Raw genomic sequence first — 18,209 nt, 5'->3', positions numbered from 1 at the left:
ACCACGGTCGAATACCTCGTCAGGACTGCGCAGGAAAACCCGCACGATAGCGGCCGGGTGTGGTGCCGAGCAGGGCAGCGAAGGCTTCGATGAAACCACTCGGATTGGACCAGCCGCAGGCGTGAGCGACCTCGGTCGTGGTGCGGTTCTCGGCCAGCAGCACGAGCGCGTGACAGATGCGGAGCTGCGTTCGCCACTCGTAGAACGTCATCCCGAGCTCATCGTGGAACAGCCGGCTGAGAGTCCGGGCGCTGGCTCCGATGGCTCGCCCGAGCTCGACCAGCGACCTGTTCTCGGCGGGGTCCTCGGCGAGGAGCCTCGCGATGGCCTGCAGCCGGTCGTCGGTGGGTTCCGGCAGGTGCAGCGGCAGCTCGTCGGCGTCCCGCAACTCGTCGACCAGCACGCGTCGGAGCCGGGCCTCGGCGCCGCTGTCATAACTCTGCTGACCCGTGAGCGCGAGGATGACTTCGCGGGCCAGCGCAGAGGCGGTGAAGACGACCGGATGCTCAGGCACCCGGCGAGCCAGCGAGACCGGTAGGAACAGGATCCGCATGTCTGTGGTGCTGTGCGCCCGATGGGAGTGCTGGAATCCGGCCGGTGTCCACGCGACCCGATTGGCCGGCACAACCGACGTACCGCGGACTGTTTGCACGGACAGTACGCCGCTGGCGGCGTACACCAGGTGGCCCTGTGGATGGGAGTGCAGCGAGCTGGCGCCGCCCGAGCGCCAAAGGTGAACACCACCTGAGGGCCACAGCCGGGACGCTTCCGGGGTTTGGCGGGCATCGGGCATAACTTGGCATCCTACCGGTGGTCGGCCAGCGGCGGCAGCGACCACAGTGGATGCATGATGCGAGCCGCAGTGTGTGTCCGGGCCGGTGGGCCAGAGGTGCTGGAGCTTCGGAAGGTCCCGGTTCCGGCCGTTCGAACCGGGTGGAGCCTGGTCGAGGTCAAGGGTGCGGGACTGAACCGTTCCGAGCTCAGGACCCGCCAGGGACATTCGCCGGGCGTGACCTTCCCACGCATCCTCGGGATCGAGTGCGTCGGCGTCGTAGCGGAGTCCACCGATCCACGGTTGCCCGCGGGGTCGACGGTCGCAGCCGTGATGGGCGAGATGGGCCGCGCGTTCGACGGTGGGTACGCCGAGTACGCCGTACTGCCGAACGAACTGCTGATGCCGATCACCACGTCGCTGCCGTGGGAGGTGCTGGCGGCGCTGCCCGAGACCTACCTGACCGCGCAGGGCTCGCTGGACGCACTCGGAGTCGTGGCGGGCGACCGTCTACTCATCCGCGGCGGTACGTCGTCGGTCGGGATGGCGGCCGCGTCGATCGCGACTGCCCTCGGTGCCGAGACCGCGGCGACGACTCGCCAGCCGGCCAAGCTCGGCGGGCTGCACACCACCCACGCGTTGCTCGACGACGGCAGTTCGCTGGCGGCCGCCGTACGGGCCGTGTGGCCGGACGGACCGGACCACGTCCTCGATCTCGTCGGTGCCCGGACGGCGCTCGATTCGTTGCAGCTCGTCCGACGTGGCGGCAGCGTCTGCGTCTCGGGGTCGCTCAGCGGGTGGCTGGTGCCCGACTTCGAGCCGATCGCCGCCATCCCGTCCGGCACCAAACTGACGTCGTTCCACAGCAAGGACACCGCCGGGAACACCGCGGCGTTGCAGCAGATCGTCGACCAGGTCGAGGCCGGCGCCTACCGACCGAACCTCGACCGGACCTTCCCGCTCGGCGAGATCGCCGCGGCCCACGCGTACCTGGAATCCGACCAGGCGACCGGGAAGGTCGTCGCCCTCCCCTGAACGGCAAAGGGCCCCACGCCGGAGCGTGGGGCCCTTGTGCTGACTACTTGGCTACTACGAGTCCTGCAGACCCGAGGTGCCACCGGCGGCGAGGTCGGTCAGCTCCAGCTCGGAAGCGCCGGCCTTCGGCGTCCCGGTGAAGGTGAAGTACTCGCGCAGACCGTCGGCGTCCACGGTGTCGTCCGGGGCGACGTCGACCAGGACGATCTGGCCGGGCCGCAGCTCCCCGAACAGGATCTTCTCGGCGAGGACGTCCTCCACGTCGCGCTGGAGTGCGCGGCGGAGCGGGCGGGCGCCCAGGACCGGGTCGAAGCCACGGTCGGCGACCAGTGCCTTCGCCGCCGGCGTGAGCTCGATGCCCATGTCCTTGTCCTTCAGGCGCTCCTCCACCTGGGCCAGCATCAGGTCGACGATCTTGACGATGTCGTCCTTGCTGTGCTGGTGGAAGACCACGATCTCGTCGACCCGGTTCAGGAACTCCGGGCGGAAGTGCTGCTTGAGCTCCTCCGTCACCTTGGACTTCATCCGCTCGTACGAGCCCGAGGTGTCCGCGGTCTGCGAGAAACCGAGGGCCCCCTTCGAGATGTCCTTGGTGCCCAGGTTGGTGGTCATGATGATGACCGTGTTCTTGAAGTCGACCACGCGGCCCTGGGCGTCGGTCAGGCGACCTTCGTCCAGGATCTGCAGCAGCGAGTTGAAGATGTCCGGGTGGGCCTTCTCCACCTCGTCGAACAGCACCACGGAGAACGGCTTGCGGCGGACCTTCTCGGTCAGCTGGCCACCCTCTTCGTAGCCGACGTACCCAGGAGGCGAGCCGAACAGCCGGGAGGCCGTGTGCTTCTCCGAGTACTCCGACATGTCGAGGCTGATCAGCGCGTTCTGGTCGCCGAACAGGAACTCGGTCAGCACCTTCGACAGCTCGGTCTTACCGACACCGGACGGGCCGGCGAAGATGAACGAGCCGCTCGGGCGGCGCGGGTCCTTCAGGCCGGCGCGAGTACGCCGGATCGAGCGGGACAGCGCCTTCACCGCGTCGGTCTGGCCGATGTAGCTCTTGGCCAGCACCTTCTCCATGTCGAGCAGTCGCGAGGACTCCTCCTCGGTCAGCTTGAAGACGGGGATACCGGTCGCGGTGCTGAGCACCTCGGCGATCAGCTCCTCGTCGACCTCGGCGACGACATCCATGTCGCCGGCCTTCCACTGCTTCTCCCGCTCGGCCTTCGCGTTGATCAGCTTCTTCTCGTCGTCGCGGAGCCCCGCGGCGCGCTCGAAGTCCTGAGCATCGATCGCCGACTCCTTCTCCCGGCGCACGTTCGCGATCTTCTCGTCGAACTCGCGCAGGTCCGGCGGCGCCGTCATCCGGCGGATCCGCAACCGGGCCCCGGCCTCGTCGATCAGGTCGATCGCCTTGTCCGGGAGGAACCGGTCGGAGATGTAGCGGTCGGCCATCTGCGCGGCGTTCACCAGCGCGGCATCGGTGATGGTCACCCGGTGGTGCGCCTCGTAGCGGTCGCGCAGACCCTTGAGGATCTCGATCGTGTGCGCGATCGAGGGCTCGGCGACCTGGATCGGCTGGAAGCGGCGCTCCAGCGCGGCGTCCTTCTCGACGTACTTGCGGTACTCGTCGAGGGTGGTCGCACCGATGGTCTGCAGCTCGCCGCGGGCCAGCATCGGCTTCAGGATGCTCGCCGCGTCGATCGCGCCCTCGGCCGCACCGGCCCCGACGAGGGTGTGGATCTCGTCGATGAACAGCACGATGTCGCCGCGGGTGCGGATCTCCTTCAGCACCTTCTTCAGGCGCTCCTCGAAGTCACCGCGGTAGCGGGAACCCGCCACCAGGGCACCGAGGTCGAGGGAGTAGATCTGCTTGTCCTTGAGCGTCTCCGGGACGTCACCACGGACGATCTGCTGAGCCAGACCCTCCACGATCGCCGTCTTGCCGACACCCGGCTCACCGATCAGGACAGGGTTGTTCTTGGTCCGCCGGGACAGCACCTGCATGACCCGCTCGATCTCCATCTCGCGCCCGATCACCGGGTCGAGCTTGGCCTCACGAGCCGACTGGGTGTAGTTCCGGCCGAACTGGTCGAGCACCAGGGAGCTGCTCGGGGCACCTTCCGCGGGTGCACCGGTTGTCGTGGGCTCCTTGCCCTGGTACCCGCTCAGCAGCTGGATGACCTGCTGCCGGACCTTGTTCAGGTCCGCACCGAGCTTGACCAGGACCTGCGCTGCGACACCCTCACCCTCGCGGATGAGGCCGAGCAGGATGTGCTCGGTGCCGATGTAGTTGTGACCCAGTTGCAGGGCCTCACGCAGGGAGAGCTCCAGCACCTTCTTGGCGCGGGGGGTGAACGGGATGTGCCCGCTCGGTGCCTGCTGCCCCTGGCCGATGATCTCCTCGACCTGGGAGCGGACGGCCTCGAGCGAGATACCCAGGCTCTCGAGAGCCTTGGCGGCGACACCTTCACCCTCGTGGATCAGGCCGAGCAGGATGTGCTCGGTCCCGATGTAGTTGTGGCTGAGCATCCTGGCCTCTTCCTGAGCCAGGACGACTACCCGACGGGCGCGGTCCGTAAATCGTTCAAACATCGCCAAAGCGCTCCTTGCCTCAGAGGAGTCGGACGTGCCGTGTGGGCCGACCCCCGTACATGCATGCTAGTCCCCGGTACCGACAAGCTCGCTCTGGGCGAACAAACAATCACTGTTGGATCGGACACCCGGGCGGCATCACAAGGGAACAACCCCACGGATCTCCAGGGTGTTCCCGCCTGACCACGATCGGACAGCATGTTCGCCACCAGCGAATTCCTGGCGATGACTGCCCGGTCAGGCACTCCGAGGACCGCCTGTCGTGACCGAGATGTCCGCATCCTGAAACAACCGGAATGCGGACGGTCCCGATACCCCAAGGGTACCGGGACCGCAAGACCTAGCCGAAATTACTTGGCTTCGTTGTACGCCGCCCGCACCTCGGCCGAGATCCGGCCGCGCTCACTGACCTCGTAGCCGTTCTCCTTGGCCCAGGCCCGGATGTCCGCGGAGTCCGATGCGGACCGGCCGCGACCGCGGGCCCGTCCGGCGGCACCACGGCGACCGGCCACCCGGCGGGCCGAGCCGACGTACCCGGCGAGGGCGTCGCGCAGCTTGGCGGCGTTCTTCTTGGAAAGGTCGATCTCGTACGTCGTCCCGTCCAGCCCGAAGGTCACGGTCTCGTCGGCCTTACCGCCGTCGAGATCGTCCTCGAGGACCACCTGCACCCTTTGCGCCATCGATGACAATCCTTCCTGCACCCGTCACCGGGCACAATCCCCTGCCGAATTGTTTGCACCTGATTTGTACCGCACAAACCACCCACTTGTCATTCTCCGTGCGGAATGTTCCGGAAAGTTGTGACGCCGGCCTCGTGACCTTCCGTATTCAAATAGCCCCGGAAAATGCAGCGGGCCGCGGATGTGCTATGCAGCATCCACGGCCCACTTGCACGAAATCGTGACAATCACTCCGGCCGGAGCAACGGGAAGAGAATCGTCTCCCGTATACCGGCGCCGGTGAACAGCATGATCAACCGGTCCAGGCCCATCCCCATCCCGCCGGCCGGCGGCATGCCGAACTCCATCGCCCGCAGGAAGTCCTCGTCGAGATCCATCGCCTCGGGATCACCGGCGGCGGCCAGCAACGACTGCTCCACCAGGCGATCCCGCTGGATCACCGGGTCGTTCAGCTCCGAGTACGCGACCCCGAGCTCGACCCCGTTGACGAACAGGTCCCAGGCCTCGACCAGGCCGGGGATTTCCCGGTGCGGCTTGGCCAGCGGCCGCGCCGACTCCGGATAGTCACGCACAAACGTCGGCTGGATCAGGTCGTGTTCGCACAACTTCTCGAACAGGTCGACGGCGATCTCGCCGGCATTCCGGCCCGGCTGCAGCTCGACCTCGTGCTGCTCGGCCAACTTCAGCAGCGCCGGCAGGTCGGTGGTCTGGTCGACACTCTCACCGACCGCTTCGGACAGCAGCCCGAAAAGCGTCGCATGGCGGAACGGCTGGGTGAAGTCGATCTCCGAACCGTCGCGCGCAGTCACCGTCGTCCGCCCGATCGCCGCACCGGCGTTCCGGATCAGCTCCTGGATGAGTTCGGCCATCGTGTCGTAATCGCCGTACGCCTGGTACGCCTCGATCATCGAGAATTCCGCGGCATGGGTGGAGTCCAGGCCCTCGTTGCGGAACGTGCGGCCGATCTCGAAGACCCGGTCGACCCCACCGATCATCGCGCGCTTGAGATCGAGCTCGAGCGCGATCCGCAGCTTCATCTCCTGGTCGAACGCGTTCAGGTGCGTGCTGAACGGCCGGGCCGCGGCACCACCGTTGGTGAGCTGCAGGACCGGCGTCTCCACCTCGATGAAGCCGTGCGCGTCGTACGTCGCCCGCAGTGACTTCAGTACGCCGGCCTTGGCCCGGACCATCTCCCGGGCCTCGGGGCGCACGATCAGGTCGACGTACCGCAGCCGGACCCGGGCCTCCTCGTTCAGCGGCTTGTGCTCGTTCGGCAGCGGGCGCAGCGTCTTGGCAGCCATCTGCCAGCCGGTCGCCTGCACCGACAGCTCGCCCCGGCGACTCGTCACGACCTCGCCCTGGACAGCCAGCAGGTCACCGATGTCGACGAGCTGCTTGAACCGGGCCAGCTCCTCCTCGCCGAGGTCGGCCAGCGACAGCATCACCTGCAGCTCGGTCCCGTCCCCCTCACGCAGCCGGACGAAGCAGAGCTTGCCGGTGTTGCGCAGGAAGATGACCCGGCCGGCCACCGACACCTGCTCTCCGGTCTTGGTGTCCGGCTCCAGCTCCTGCCCGTCGTACGTCGCGCGCAGGTCCTTCAGCAGGTGCGTCCGCGGCACCGAGATCGGGTAGGGCTGCACTCCTTCCGCCAGCAGGCGGTCACGCTTCTCCCGGCGCACCCGCATCTGCTCGGGCAGGTCGTCAGTCGGGTCCACGTGTGTATCAGTCATACGCCAAGGCTAGTGACTGACCGCCTCCACAACCGAATCCTTTGTTCTGACCACCAGTACGACGGCCACTCCCGCACCGACCACACAGGTCACCCCGCAGGCGAGGAAGGTCATCCGCGGCCTGAGCGCATCACAGAGCAGCCCTCCGAGCGGCAGCGCAACCAGGGTGCAGGCCCTGGCCGTCCCGGACAGCGCCGCAACCACTCGCCCCCGAACCTCCTCGGCAACCCGAGTCACGATCAGGGTGCTGGTGGCGGCGTTCAGCAGACCGCCTCCAGTCCCGGTCACCACTGCGCCGACGATCAGCAGGACAACGCCGTTCGCCACGCCCATGCCCACTGTGCCGACGCCGATGCCGGCCATGCCCGCCATGACAGCGCGCGCCCGGGCGGCGGAGGTATTCAGCCGACCACAGCCCCAGGCACCGAGGATCGCGCCCGCCCCCTGAGCGGCCAGCACCCACCCGTATCCGGCTGAGTTCAGGCCCACCTCATCGGTCACCAGGAAGACCTCGGCCACGTTCACAGCCTCACCCACCAGCACGAACACCCAGAGGCACACGATCAGCACCCGCAGCAGCGGATCGCCGAGCATGGCGCGCAGCCCAGCGTTGAAGCCGCCGTGCGCGCGGGCGACACCAGGCGCGGGCCGCCGCCGTGTCCGCACCAGACCGGCCACCACAGTCAGCAGTCCGAAGGTGGCCGCATTCACCAGCAGCGCATCGCGACCACCAAGCCATTCCACGAGCACTCCGCCGACCGCAGAACCGGCCAGCATCGCCACGCCGTTCAGGGCCTGGCTGGTCCCGGTAGCCCGACCAACCTGCTCCTCCCCAACGATCCGTGGAATCAGCGCACCCCAGCACGGCCCCGCCACCGCCTGCCCCACTTGCAGCAGACACACCAGGCCCACCGTGCTCACCAGGTCGTGACTGAACGCCAGCGCCACCCCTGCAGCGGTCTGCAGCAACGTGGCGCACACCAGTACGGCACGCGAGTCGAAGCTGTCCACGATCCGCCCGGCGATCGGGATCATCACCACGGTCGGTACGGCGAACGCCAGCAGCAGGACGGTGATCGCCCCGGCCCCGCCGTACTCCTTGACCCGGAGCATCAACACGACCATCGCGATCGCATCCCCGGCGTACGACAACGCCCGGGCCGGTAGCACCAGCCGGATGTCCGGGCTCGACCAGAGAGAACTCTGAAGGGTTTGCTTCATAAATCTGAAGTAAACCCTTCAGATGTTTCGGCGTCAAGGCTCGCTACGCTGTCGCGGTGGCCGAGAAGAAGCTGGTGCTGACCGATCCGCGGGCGATCCGCGCCCTGGCGCACCCGGCCCGGCAACTGGTCATCGACGAGCTCTACAGCGGCCGGGTGCTGACCGCGACCGAGTGTGCGGAGCTGGCCGGGCTGACGCCGTCCGCGATGAGCTACCACCTCCGGGCGCTGGAGCGCTGGGGCATCGTCGAGCGCGCGGAGTCCACCGACGGCCGGGAGCGCCCCTGGCGGGCGCCCGCCCAAGGCATGACGATCCCGTCGCAGTCCTCGATGGCCGGCCGGACCGCCAATCAGGCGATGATGCGGGTCGCCACCGACCGGATGCTCGAACTGTTCGACGACCTGCCCGGTGACGACCCCTGGGACGACATCAGCGCGATGAGCCGCTCCCGGGTGTGGCTGACCCACGAAGAAGCCGAACAGCTCGGGAGCGAGCTGCAGAAGCTGGTGAACAGCTACCGGAAGGGCCGGACGGCGGCGGACCACCCGGCGGGCACCCGTTCGATCCACATCATGTTCACCGTCGTACCGTCCGGCGAGGCACCCTGATTTTCCCCCGAAGTACCTCATCTGTCAGTTAACTGCTTGCCGACCGATGTCACTATGGGTACATGGGGGAAGCGCTGGCGATTGCGATACCGACCGGTGGATTGGCTGTTCTGGCGTACCTGGTGGTGGGGCTCGTCATCGGCATCGAGAGCATGGGGGTGCCGCTGCCGGGCGAGACCACGCTGATCGCCGCGGCGCTGCTGTCGTCCCAGGGCGACCTGCGGCTCGAGTTCGTGATCGGGGCCGCCGCGACGGGTGCGATCATCGGCGACTCGGTCGGTTACTACATCGGCCGCCGAGCCGGCCGGAGCCTGTTCGACCGGCTCGGCCGCCGGTCCAAACACTTCTCGGCCGACCGCATCGAGCGCGCCGAGAAGTACTTCCACCGGTACGGCGTTTGGACGGTCTTCTTCGGCCGGTTCGTCGCCCTGCTCCGGATCTTCGCCGGCCCGATGGCCGGCACCCTGCGGATGCCCTACCCGAAGTTCCTGATCGCGAACGCGACCGGCGGGATCGCCTGGTCCACCACGATCGGGATCGTTGCCTTCCACATCGGTGACAACGCGGACAAGATCTTCGGCCAGCTGTCGGTCTGGGCGCTCGTGGTGGTCGTCGTCGGTGCGGTCGCGGCGTACGCGTACTACAAGATCCGCCGCCGGCACCGGGCCGACGAGCTCGGTCTGGAGACCGAGTCCGCCGAGGCCTAGGGGCGGATCCGCAGGTCCAGCTTCGGAGTGGTCAGCCCGTCCATGTTGCGGCCACCGGATGCGGCCGGTGGCAGCACCCAGCGGTACGAGTAGGTGCCGACGGCACCGATCTTGAACCCGAAGACGGCCTGCCCGCGGCGCAGTGCCACCAGCTTCACCGACTTCCAGCTGCGGGTCTGCCGGTTCCACAGCTGCAGGGTCGCCGTGGACGTGTACGCCGGAGCCACTCTGGCGAAGATGGTGACCATCTCGCCGCGCTTCTTGTTGTTGCCGCCGAGGTAGCCACCGGCGAGCAGCCGGACCACCGCGCGAGTGAAGACCGCCGGACTGGCCGCCTCACTCGTCAGCACGCCCGGCTTGGCGTAGGGACTCGCAACTACCTTGTACGGGCGGCTACCCGCAGTGACGACCGGGATGTCGTAGTGGCCACCAGCCGTGGTCTTGCCACGGGCAACCGGACTCCAGCGCGCCTTCGGTGTCACCTGGGTCAGCACGGTCAGCGGTATACCAGCCGACGTGGTCTGCTGCAGCGCACAGGCGGTCTCAGCAGCACAGAACGTCTCCTGCAGCACCACGCGGCCTCGCACCCGCACCGGCAGGCTGTACTGCGCCAGCGGCGGAACGAACACTGTCGCCGAACTGGTCAGACCGACCACCTGTCCACCGAGGTTGCTCGACCACTCGTTCTCGGTCCGCAACTGGAACAGGAACGGCGGCTTGATGCTGTTGATCACCTTCCGGGTCGAGGTCGTCCCCGGACCGATCGGTGCCGGCTGCGTACCGGGGCGGCCGATGATCGGCACGTACTTCTGCGCCTTCGGACCGTCCACGTCGAGCGGGTCGTTCGGGGTGAAGTCCTGCCGTGCGGGCGGCACTGCCCAGCGGATCAGCACACCACGGCCCTGGGCCACCGCGAACGCCGAGTTCGGCCGGACCGGTCCGTCGGTGTCGAACACCGGGGACTTCGCCGGCTTGCCGGTCAGCCCTTCCTTCGTCGTCCCGTTGGTGACGACCACGCGGTAGTTGCCGTCCGGCGGGAACGCCGTGGTCGGGATGTCCCAACTGTTCCCCTGGGTGGCCGGCAGGTACTGGACGTACGACGGGCTTTCGCTGAGCACACCCTCGATCGTGATCCGGTTGGGTGCGTCGGCGTCCTTCCAGGTCACCCGGACGGACTTCGTCGCGCTGCCCACCCAGGCGACCGCCACGGCCGACGGCGACGGATCCGCCGTACAAGCGGTCAGAACGGAGGCACCGGTCACCATGACCAGTGCCACGGCGAGTTTCCGCCGCACTCGGACCACCTCGTTTCAGTACCTCACCACTGACGGGCTGCACGATATACCGTGGAAGCTGCCACATCAGGGGGCAGACCAATGGGGGGACACCATGGGCTTTATCGCTGTACCCGAGAACCAGGATTTCTACGACACGCACCGCGCTCCGGCCGGACACGTGCCCAACTACGTCAGCGTCTTCGGCGCTCGGCCGGCCGTCTTCGACGCCTGGCTCCAGCTGAATGCCGCCGTCAAGGAATCGATGGATCTGCGCCGCTACGAGATCGCCACGTTCGCAGCGGCCACCGCGCTCAGGTCGAGCTACTGCAGCCTCGCGCACGGACAGATCCTCACCGACAACTTCTACACGGCCGACGAGGTGACCGAGTTCGCCGGCGAGACCGCCGGTGACCCGGTGGACCGCGCAGTGATGGCCTTCGCCCGCAAAGTCGCCCTGGCTGCGGACACGGTCACGCAGGAGGACGTGGACGAGCTCAAGGCACACGGTCTGGGCGACGACGACGTACTGGATGTCGTGCTGGCCGCCGCAATGCGCTGCTTCTTCTCCAAGACCCTGGACGGCACCGGCACCCAGCCGGACTCCGTCTTCAACGCACTCCCGGAGACCCTGCGGACCGCACTCACGGTCGGGCGTCCGATCGAGAGCTAGGCGTGGTTACGCGCGAATGCCTGGTGCAGGCCGCGCAGCGTGAGCAGTGGCTCGTGCTGGACCAACGTCGCGAGGTCGCGCAGCAGCAGCGGCGCCAAGGCACCGGTCAGTACGACGGGTGTGTCCGGAGCGAAGGACTGGTCCGTGCGGATCCGGTCGACCAGTCCGTCGACCATGGCCGCGAAACCGTGCACTGCTCCGGACTGCAGCGCCTCAACCGTGTTCTTGGCGACCAGCGTGCGCGGCCGGACCAGCTCGACCCGGCGGAGCTGGGCAGCGACATCACCCAACGCGTCGGTCGCAGTCTCGATGCCGGGGGCAATCACTCCCCCGGCGAACGCACCGGCCGGGTTGACCACGTCGATGGTGATCGCCGTACCGACGTCGACGATCAGGCAGGGAGCGCCGTACAGCTGGACCGCAGCGAGTGCGTTGGCGATCCGATCCGTGCCGACCTCACGCGGGTTGTCGACCAGCACGGGCAGACCGGTCTTCACACCTGGTTCCACCACCACGCTCGGCACGTCCTGGTAGTAGCGCGTGACCAGGTCGCGGAATTCGTGCAGCACCTGCGGTACGGCGGAACAGACCGCGATCCCGGACACCGGGGCCTCACCAGCGAGCAGGCCCTGGATCAGCACCGCCCACTCATCCGCCGTACGGCGTGAGTCGGTGCCGACCCACCAGTGGCGTTTGACCGTGCCCTCGAACACCAGGCCCACAAGGGTCCTGGTGTTCTCGACTGCGACGGCCAGCAGCATCAGACGGCCTTGAGGTCCAGGGCGATGTCCAGCACCGGCGCGGAGTGCGTGAGCGCACCGACCGCCAGGAAGTTCACACCGGTCTCGGCGACCTCCCGGGCGCGGTCGAGCGTCAGCCCGCCGGATGCCTCCAGCTTCGCGCGGCCGGCCACCTTCTCGACGGCCTCCCGCAGCAGCGGGACATCCATGTTGTCGAGCAGGATCAGCTCGGCACCTGAGTCCACTGCGATCAACGCGTCCTCGACCGAGTCCACCTCGACCTCAACCGAGATCTCCGGGAAGGCCTTGCGCACCAGCCGGAACGCCTCCGCCACGCCACCGGCCGCGATCACGTGGTTGTCCTTGATCAGTGCGGCGTCGGACAGACCCATACGGTGGTTCTTGCCGCCACCACAGCGGACGGCGTACTTCTCGAGCGAGCGCAGCAGCGGCATCGTCTTGCGGGTGTCCCGGATGACCGCACCGGTTCCCTCGACCGCATCCACCCAGCGCCGGGTCAGCGTGGCCACACCGGACAGGTGGCAGAGCAGGTTGAGCGATGTCCGCTCGGCAGTCAGCAGCTGCTGGGTCTTGCCGCGAATCGTCATCAGTACGTCGCCCCGCCGTACCGACGCGCCATCGGCCACGGAGTACTCGAGCTCGACCTGCCCGGGCGCTGCGACCTGCCGAATCACCAGTTCGGCGATCTCCAGCCCGGCGACCACGCCGTCGGCCCGGGCGACCAGTTCGGCGACCGAGACCTGCTCCGGGTCGACCGTGGCGGTCGTCGTGACGTCCACACCACCGGCGAGGTCCTCCTCGAGCGTGGCTCGCACGAGGTCACCGACCCACTGCCGGTCGACGGTGTCATCCATGCTGGTCGTTCTCCTTGCTCTGTGGAACGAAGGTCGCTCCGGGGCGGGCACGCTCGCCGTCGGCGAGCAGTGTCAGGTCCAGATTGCCTGACCACTGCTGGTCGTCGCGATCCGGGTGGTCCTCGCGCCAGTGCGAGCCGCGGCTCTCCTCGCGCACAGTGCCGGCAGCAATCAGGGCAGAGGCGACCGTCACCAGGTTCGTCGCCTCCCAGCCCGGAGTGCCGGGTTCGCCGGCCGGCTGCTCGATCAGCTTGGCCAGCGCGCCACCTGCCTCGGCGAGACCGGACGCGCTCCGGATCACTCCGGCTCCGACCGTCATGACGCGCTGCAGCTCCGGTACGACGTCCGCGTCGACCAGACCGGGGATGCGGGTGTCGACAGCCGGTTCACGCAGCTCTGGCAGGCCCTTGGCCAGATGAACGGCGATGCGGTGCGCGAACACGAGTCCTTCGAGCAGGGAGTTGGAGGCGAGCCGATTGGCACCGTGGACACCGGTACACGCGACTTCACCACAGGCGTAGAGACCTGGCACCGAGGTCTGCCCGTTCAGGTCGGTCCACACCCCACCGGACGAGTAGTGGCAGGCAGGTGCGACCGGGATCAGCTCACGGACCGGATCGATACCGTGTGAGCGGCAGGAGGCCAGGATGGTCGGGAACCGCACCCGCCACTTCTCGTCACCGAAGTGCCGGGCGTCCAGGTACACGTGATCCTTGCCAGCGGCAAGCATCTGCCGCATGATCGCCTTCGCCACAACGTCACGCGGAGCCAGGTCGGCCAGCTCGTGCTGGCCCTGCATGAAGCGTTTGCCCTCATGGTCGACAAGGAACGCCCCCTCACCGCGGACCGCCTCGGAGACCAGCGGCTGCTGGCCTTTCGCGCTCTTGCCCAGCCACAGCACGGTCGGGTGGAACTGCACGAACTCCAGGTCGCGCACCTTCGCGCCGGCCCGCAGCGCGAGCGCCATACCGTCGCCCGTGGAGACGCTGGGGTTGGTGGTCGCGGCGTACAGCTGGCCGAGCCCACCGGACGCCAGGATCACGACCCGGCTGCGGATCGCACCGATACCGTCGAGCTGGCCCTCACCCATCACGTGGAGGGTCACACCAGCGATAGCACCGTCCTCGGCCCGCAGCAGGTCGATGACGAGCGCGTGCTCGATCAGGCGGATGTCCGGCGCCCGCTTCACCGCAGCGACCAGCGCGCGCTCGATCTCCGCACCGGTCGCGTCACCGCCGGAGTGGGCGATGCGGTTGCGGTGATGCCCGCCCTCACGCGTCAGCGAGATCTCCCCGTTGGCCAGGGTGTCGAACCGCGCCCCCAGCTCAATCAGGTCCCGAACTGCCTCCGGCCCTTCAGTCACCAGCGCCCGTACGGCGTCTGGGTCGCACAGCCCGGCCCCTGCGACCAGAGTGTCCTGCAGATGCTCTTCCGGAGAGTCCTCGGGGCTGAGCGCGGCAGCAATGCCGCCCTGCGCCCACTGCGTCGAGCCGGAGGCGACAACGTCCTTTGTCACTACCAGCACGGTCCCGAGCTCACGGGCCTTCAGCGCGGCAGTCAGCCCGGCGATACCCGAGCCGATCACCACCACGTCGACTGTGTCGGTCCAGCCCGGCTCAGGTGCAGCTAGCCGCTGCGGTACTGCGGGTGCGGTCATTCAAGGACCGTATCAACGGATTTCATCGCAGGGTGATGGAAATGTTGTCAATGAGACGAGTCTGACCCACGCGGGCAGCGATGAGCATGCGGGCTTCGCCTGGGCCGATGACCGGGCCAAGGTCGGGCGCACGCAGGGCCAGGTAGTCGATCTTGACCGACGGAACCGCCTCCAGCTCGGCGTGGGCAGCAGCCAGTACGGCGTCCGGTCCGTTCATGCCAGCCTTCGCACCGGCCGTGAGAGCGCGGTACAGGACCAGCGCCTCGTCACGCTCGGTCTCGTCGAGGTACCGGTTGCGTGACGACATCGCGAGACCATCGGGCTCGCGGACTGTCGGTACCGGGACGATGTCGACGTTCCAGTCCAGGTCGCAGACCATCTCGCGGATGAGCGTGAGCTGCTGATAGTCCTTCTCGCCGAACAGCGCCAGATCCGGCTGCGTCAGGTGCAGCAGCTTCGACACCACCGTCAGCACACCGCCGAAGTGACCGGGCCGAACCATCCCCTCCAGCTCGTCCGCGAGCGGACCGGGATGCACAGTGATCGAGGGCTCGTTCGGGTAGAGCTCGTCGCGGGACGGGTTGAAGACCAGATCCACACCCTCGTTCTTCGCGATCGCCAGATCGCTGGCCAGGGTGCGTGGGTAGCGATCGAAGTCCTCGGTCGGCCCGAACTGCAACGGGTTCACGAAGATCGTCAGCACCACACTGCCCTCGGGGCCGACACGTTCGCGGGCCTCGGCCAGCAACGCCGCATGCCCCTCGTGCAGCGCGCCCATCGTCATCACCACGGCCCGTGGCCGGACCGCAGCCGCCGCCCGCAGTTCCGCCTTCGTCTGGGTCAGTCTCATCGCGGTGCCTCCCCTGTCCGATACCGCTCCAGCACCTCGCCGAACCGGGCTGCCGTGCCCGCGTCCAGCCGTCCGTCCGCCACCATCAGGTCCACCGTCGCCCGCGCCAGCTCGGCGTACGTGCTCGCCGTACGGCCGTGCAGTCCTGCCAGATGTGCTGCCACCGTGTCGACATCGCCCCGGGCAATCGGCCCGGTGAGCGCATGATGACCGGATCGCAGCGTGTTGTCGAGGGTTGCCGTCAGGAGTGGCCGGAGTGTTGCAGAAGGGTCTGTAACACCGGCTTCCCGCAGTACGGCGAACGCTTGCGAGAGCAGCGTGGTCAGGTGGTTCGCGGCGTGCACCACACCGGCGTGATAGCGCGCCCGCTCCGCATCAGCGACCCACTGAACCTGTGCACCGAGTGCCTTCACCAACCGCTCCACCACGTCCCGGGCCGCATCCGGCGCGGTCGCGGTGAAAACCACGTCCTGCAGCTCAACGGCATCCACACCGGTGAACGTCATCGGCGGATGCAGCGCCACCGGGATCGCCTGGAGCCCCTGCAGTGGTGTGAGCCCATGTGCACCCGACAGATGCACGACGTACTGCCCGGTGGTCAGTGGAAGCGTGTGAGCAACCGCAGCGATCGCAGCGTCCGGCACCGCGACCAGTACGACGTCAGCGCGGCCGGTCACCTCGTCGGGCGACAGCACCGGCACATGCGGAAGGAGGCGGGCGGCGCGATCACGTGACGCGCCCGACCGCGCGGAGACTCCGACCAAGGGATACCCGGCTGCCGCCATGGCTGCTCCCAGGGCGGTTCCGGCCCGGCCGGCTCCGATCAAGCCGATCCGTTCCATAGCTCACTCTCTTCGTCGTTCCAGTCCCACGGGTGGGTACCAGACGATCTGGCTGTCAGCCTAGGCGATGAGAGCATGGAGTGGTGACTGATGCCTGGGCCGCCCGGACCGAACTGACCGCGATTCTGATCACAGTCCCCGAGCTGGCGGCGTACACGGATCGCTGGCGTTCGGTGTCACGGTCCACCGCGCGACCGCAGGTCCCACTGACCGAGCTGATCCCACCGCACGTCACTGTGCTCGTCCCCTGGGTCGCAGAGCCCACAGAGCAGGATGTGGACCGGCTCCGCGCAGTCACTCGCTCTTTGCAACCGTTCGACCTCAGCTTCCCGACAGCCGGCCAGTTCCCGAACGGAACCGCCTGGCTGCGCCCAGAGCCGTTCGATGCGGTCAGTGCATTGCTCAAGACCGTTTTCGCGGCCTTCCCCGAGTGCCCGCCGTACGGCGGCGAGTTCCCGGACCCGCATCCGCATCTGACCATCTCGTCGTCCGCCCAGGGCGGTCCGGCGATTGTGGCCGAGGCCCAGGCCGCATTGGCCGCCGAACCAGCGCCAGTGGTCCGGTTGACCGAGCTGGGTCTCTGGCGTGAGGACAAGAACGGCGTGTGGCGCCAGTTCGACGCCGTACCGCTGGGTGACTACCTGTCCGAACGGCAGCCATGACCTATCGCACCGCCTGGCAGCACGCGCTCTACGGCGTTGACGGCTTCTACCGGCGTGAGCGGCCGGCAGCTCACTTCCGTACGTCGGTGCACGCGTCGGAGCTGTTCGGTCGGGCCATCGCCCGGTTGGCTCGCCAGGTCGGTACAGATCAGGTGACTGATATCGGAGCCGGCTCCGGGGAGCTGGGCCGAGTACTGCGGGCTGAGGGCCTGAAGGTGCTCGAGATCGAGCTGGACGACCAACTGCCCGACCGCCTGACCGGACTGGTCGTGGCCAACGAGTGGCTCGACAACGTCCCCTGCGAACTGGCCGAGTGGGACGAGAACGGCGTACCGCACTACCTGACAGCTGACCTGACACCAGGTGCTGTTGTCGAGGGCAACGACCTGGAGTGGTTGCAACGGTGGTGGCCTGGCGAGCCAGGTGACCGCGCGGAGATCGGTCTGGCTCGCGACGAGGCCTGGGCCGCCGTGGTTGACCGCATCCAGCACGGGACCGCACTGGCCATCGACTACGGGCATGTAGCCGACGACAGACCGCCGTACGGGACCCTGACGGGTTTCCGAGGCGGGCGCGAGTGCGAGCCCGTGCTGGACGGCACCTGTGACATCACGGCCCATGTCGCGCTGGACTCACTGGCGGCCGCGGTCAACGGCCACCTCCAGACACAACACGACGCCCTCACCCAACTGGGCGTCTCAGCCCGCCGCCCCCCGCTCGCCCAAGCCACCAGTGACCCCACCGGCTATCTGACCGCCCTGTCCGCAGCCGGTGAAGCCGCCGAGCTCCTGGACCGCTCCGGCCTAGGAGCCTTCGGCTGGGTGGCTGTAAGGGCGTTGTAACGGCCGGGCGAGACGGTAGCCGGGCGAGAAGCCGAACCATCCGAGGAGCCCCGATGTCAGCGCAGTTGTCCAATGTCCAGCTCGTCACCAACCTGTACGAGGCCTACGGCCGCGGCGACCTGGACACCATCCGTTCGTACCTTGCACCGGACGTCGTGATGACCCAGCCCGAGCAACTGCCGTGGGGGGACCGCTACCTCGGGCCGGATGGCTTCTTCGAGTTCCTCGGCAAACTGAACGGCTACGTCGATGCCAAGCTGGACGTCGAGGACGTGTTCGACGCCGGCGACACGGTCGTCGAGGTCGGCCACACGGTCGGGACCGTGCGGGCCAACGGCGCGCAGTTCCGGGCCAGGGAGAGCCACCTGATCACACTCCGGGACGGACAGATCGTCCGCTTCCAGGTGCTGGTGGACGTCCCGGCGATGCTTGCCGCAGTCAACGCTTGAGCT

18 protein-coding genes are annotated in these 18,209 nt (G+C 67.8%); 7 read left to right on the top strand and 11 right to left on the bottom strand.

What is annotated here, in order from left to right; genetic code table 11:
* Positions 1-19 precede the first annotated feature (19 nt).
* Positions 20-793 carry a helix-turn-helix transcriptional regulator gene (locus tag ACFCV3_RS15320; RefSeq protein WP_376030525.1) on the bottom strand — a complete coding sequence of 258 codons (774 nt, stop codon included), beginning with the start codon at positions 791-793 and terminating at the stop codon, positions 20-22.
* Between the two features lie 54 nt (positions 794-847).
* Here ACFCV3_RS15320 and ACFCV3_RS15315 point away from each other — a divergent pair, with 54 nt between their 5' ends.
* Positions 848-1,807, top strand: coding sequence for a zinc-binding dehydrogenase (locus tag ACFCV3_RS15315; protein ID WP_376030523.1), 960 nt, complete (start codon positions 848-850; stop codon positions 1,805-1,807).
* Between the two features lie 54 nt (positions 1,808-1,861).
* Here the strand turns inward: ACFCV3_RS15315 and ACFCV3_RS15310 are convergent, their stop codons facing one another.
* From ACFCV3_RS15310 to ACFCV3_RS15295, 4 genes are all read right to left on the bottom strand, one after another.
* Positions 1,862-4,396, bottom strand: a complete 2,535-nt coding sequence (locus ACFCV3_RS15310) for an ATP-dependent Clp protease ATP-binding subunit (RefSeq protein WP_376030521.1) — start codon at positions 4,394-4,396, stop codon at positions 1,862-1,864.
* A gap of 350 nt (positions 4,397-4,746) precedes the next feature.
* Entirely contained in the window at positions 4,747-5,076 is a 330-nt protein-coding gene (locus ACFCV3_RS15305; RefSeq protein ID WP_132401678.1) for an Lsr2 family protein, read from the bottom strand.
* A gap of 227 nt (positions 5,077-5,303) precedes the next feature.
* Positions 5,304-6,806 carry a lysine--tRNA ligase gene (gene lysS / locus ACFCV3_RS15300; protein WP_376030519.1) on the bottom strand — a complete coding sequence of 501 codons (1,503 nt, stop codon included), beginning with the start codon at positions 6,804-6,806 and terminating at the stop codon, positions 5,304-5,306.
* A gap of 9 nt (positions 6,807-6,815) precedes the next feature.
* Entirely contained in the window at positions 6,816-8,027 is a 1,212-nt protein-coding gene (locus ACFCV3_RS15295) for an MFS transporter (RefSeq protein ID WP_376030517.1), read from the bottom strand.
* Between the two features lie 56 nt (positions 8,028-8,083).
* On the opposite strand from ACFCV3_RS15295, the gene ACFCV3_RS15290 reads away from it, so the two are divergent.
* A complete protein-coding gene (locus ACFCV3_RS15290; RefSeq protein ID WP_376030516.1) occupies positions 8,084-8,635 on the top strand; it encodes an ArsR/SmtB family transcription factor in 552 nt (183 codons plus the stop codon).
* Positions 8,636-8,697: 62 nt separating this feature from the next.
* Positions 8,698-9,342, top strand: coding sequence for a DedA family protein (locus ACFCV3_RS15285; protein ID WP_376030514.1), 645 nt, complete (start codon positions 8,698-8,700; stop codon positions 9,340-9,342).
* On the opposite strand, the gene ACFCV3_RS15280 is transcribed toward ACFCV3_RS15285, so the two are convergent.
* Entirely contained in the window at positions 9,339-10,637 is a 1,299-nt protein-coding gene (locus tag ACFCV3_RS15280) for a hypothetical protein (protein WP_376030512.1), read from the bottom strand. The genes ACFCV3_RS15285 and ACFCV3_RS15280 overlap by 4 nt on opposite strands.
* Positions 10,638-10,731: 94 nt before the next feature.
* Between ACFCV3_RS15280 and ACFCV3_RS15275 the strand changes: the two genes are divergently transcribed.
* Positions 10,732-11,289 (top strand): carboxymuconolactone decarboxylase family protein, encoded by a 558-nt coding sequence (locus ACFCV3_RS15275; RefSeq protein ID WP_376030510.1) that lies wholly within the window; start codon positions 10,732-10,734, stop codon positions 11,287-11,289.
* Here ACFCV3_RS15275 and ACFCV3_RS15270 read toward each other — a convergent pair.
* The 5 genes from ACFCV3_RS15270 to ACFCV3_RS15250 are packed head-to-tail and all read right to left on the bottom strand — an operon-like array spanning position 11,286 to position 16,253.
* Complete coding sequence (locus ACFCV3_RS15270) at positions 11,286-12,050, bottom strand: type III pantothenate kinase (RefSeq protein WP_376030509.1); 765 nt, start codon at positions 12,048-12,050, stop codon at positions 11,286-11,288. The two genes, ACFCV3_RS15275 and ACFCV3_RS15270, sit on opposite strands and share 4 nt — an antisense overlap.
* Positions 12,050-12,904, bottom strand: a complete 855-nt coding sequence (gene nadC / locus ACFCV3_RS15265) for a carboxylating nicotinate-nucleotide diphosphorylase (protein ID WP_376030507.1) — start codon at positions 12,902-12,904, stop codon at positions 12,050-12,052. Before nadC ends, ACFCV3_RS15270 begins: the two co-directional genes overlap by 1 nt.
* A complete protein-coding gene (locus tag ACFCV3_RS15260; protein ID WP_376030505.1) occupies positions 12,897-14,561 on the bottom strand; it encodes an L-aspartate oxidase in 1,665 nt (554 codons plus the stop codon). The genes nadC and ACFCV3_RS15260 overlap by 8 nt, the downstream gene beginning before the upstream one ends.
* 22 nt (positions 14,562-14,583) lie before the next feature.
* The gene (gene panC / locus ACFCV3_RS15255) at positions 14,584-15,411 is read right to left on the bottom strand and encodes a pantoate--beta-alanine ligase (protein ID WP_376030503.1); all 828 of its coding nucleotides are present in this window, start codon (positions 15,409-15,411) and stop codon (positions 14,584-14,586) included.
* Positions 15,408-16,253 carry a Rossmann-like and DUF2520 domain-containing protein gene (locus ACFCV3_RS15250; RefSeq protein WP_376030501.1) on the bottom strand — a complete coding sequence of 282 codons (846 nt, stop codon included), beginning with the start codon at positions 16,251-16,253 and terminating at the stop codon, positions 15,408-15,410. Before ACFCV3_RS15250 ends, panC begins: the two co-directional genes overlap by 4 nt.
* Before the next feature lie 83 nt (positions 16,254-16,336).
* On the opposite strand from ACFCV3_RS15250, the gene ACFCV3_RS15245 reads away from it, so the two are divergent.
* The 3 genes from ACFCV3_RS15245 to ACFCV3_RS15235 are packed head-to-tail and all read left to right on the top strand — an operon-like array spanning position 16,337 to position 18,206.
* A complete protein-coding gene (locus ACFCV3_RS15245; RefSeq protein WP_376030499.1) occupies positions 16,337-16,915 on the top strand; it encodes a 2'-5' RNA ligase family protein in 579 nt (192 codons plus the stop codon).
* Complete coding sequence (locus ACFCV3_RS15240) at positions 16,912-17,757, top strand: SAM-dependent methyltransferase (RefSeq protein WP_376030498.1); 846 nt, start codon at positions 16,912-16,914, stop codon at positions 17,755-17,757. The genes ACFCV3_RS15245 and ACFCV3_RS15240 overlap by 4 nt, the downstream gene beginning before the upstream one ends.
* Positions 17,758-17,810: 53 nt before the next feature.
* A complete protein-coding gene (locus tag ACFCV3_RS15235; RefSeq protein ID WP_376030496.1) occupies positions 17,811-18,206 on the top strand; it encodes a nuclear transport factor 2 family protein in 396 nt (131 codons plus the stop codon).
* The last annotated feature ends 3 nt before the right edge of the window (positions 18,207-18,209 follow it).

The organism is Kribbella sp. NPDC056345 (genome assembly GCF_042262745.1).
Taxonomy (GTDB): domain Bacteria; phylum Actinomycetota; class Actinomycetes; order Propionibacteriales; family Kribbellaceae; genus Kribbella.
This window is presented reverse-complemented; position numbering and strand designations above follow the sequence as displayed.

Bases quoted from the DNA above. Each gene is read 5' to 3' on its own strand.
- ACFCV3_RS15270 (WP_376030509.1), bottom strand. From the start codon at position 12,050: ATGCTGCTGGCCGTCGCAGTCGAGAACACCAGGACCCTTGTGGGCCTG.
- ACFCV3_RS15285 (WP_376030514.1), top strand. From the start codon at position 8,698: ATGGGGGAAGCGCTGGCGATTGCGATACCGACCGGTGGATTGGCTGTT.
- ACFCV3_RS15320 (WP_376030525.1), bottom strand. From the start codon at position 793: ATGCCCGATGCCCGCCAAACCCCGGAAGCGTCCCGGCTGTGGCCCTCA.
- panC (WP_376030503.1), bottom strand. From the start codon at position 15,411: ATGAGACTGACCCAGACGAAGGCGGAACTGCGGGCGGCGGCTGCGGTC.
- nadC (WP_376030507.1), bottom strand. From the start codon at position 12,904: ATGGATGACACCGTCGACCGGCAGTGGGTCGGTGACCTCGTGCGAGCC.
- ACFCV3_RS15235 (WP_376030496.1), top strand. From the start codon at position 17,811: ATGTCAGCGCAGTTGTCCAATGTCCAGCTCGTCACCAACCTGTACGAG.
- ACFCV3_RS15315 (WP_376030523.1), top strand. From the start codon at position 848: ATGATGCGAGCCGCAGTGTGTGTCCGGGCCGGTGGGCCAGAGGTGCTG.
- ACFCV3_RS15275 (WP_376030510.1), top strand. From the start codon at position 10,732: ATGGGCTTTATCGCTGTACCCGAGAACCAGGATTTCTACGACACGCAC.
- ACFCV3_RS15305 (WP_132401678.1), bottom strand. From the start codon at position 5,076: ATGGCGCAAAGGGTGCAGGTGGTCCTCGAGGACGATCTCGACGGCGGT.
- ACFCV3_RS15240 (WP_376030498.1), top strand. From the start codon at position 16,912: ATGACCTATCGCACCGCCTGGCAGCACGCGCTCTACGGCGTTGACGGC.
- ACFCV3_RS15295 (WP_376030517.1), bottom strand. From the start codon at position 8,027: ATGAAGCAAACCCTTCAGAGTTCTCTCTGGTCGAGCCCGGACATCCGG.
- ACFCV3_RS15310 (WP_376030521.1), bottom strand. From the start codon at position 4,396: ATGTTTGAACGATTTACGGACCGCGCCCGTCGGGTAGTCGTCCTGGCT.
- ACFCV3_RS15250 (WP_376030501.1), bottom strand. From the start codon at position 16,253: ATGGAACGGATCGGCTTGATCGGAGCCGGCCGGGCCGGAACCGCCCTG.
- ACFCV3_RS15260 (WP_376030505.1), bottom strand. From the start codon at position 14,561: ATGACCGCACCCGCAGTACCGCAGCGGCTAGCTGCACCTGAGCCGGGC.
- lysS (WP_376030519.1), bottom strand. From the start codon at position 6,806: ATGACTGATACACACGTGGACCCGACTGACGACCTGCCCGAGCAGATG.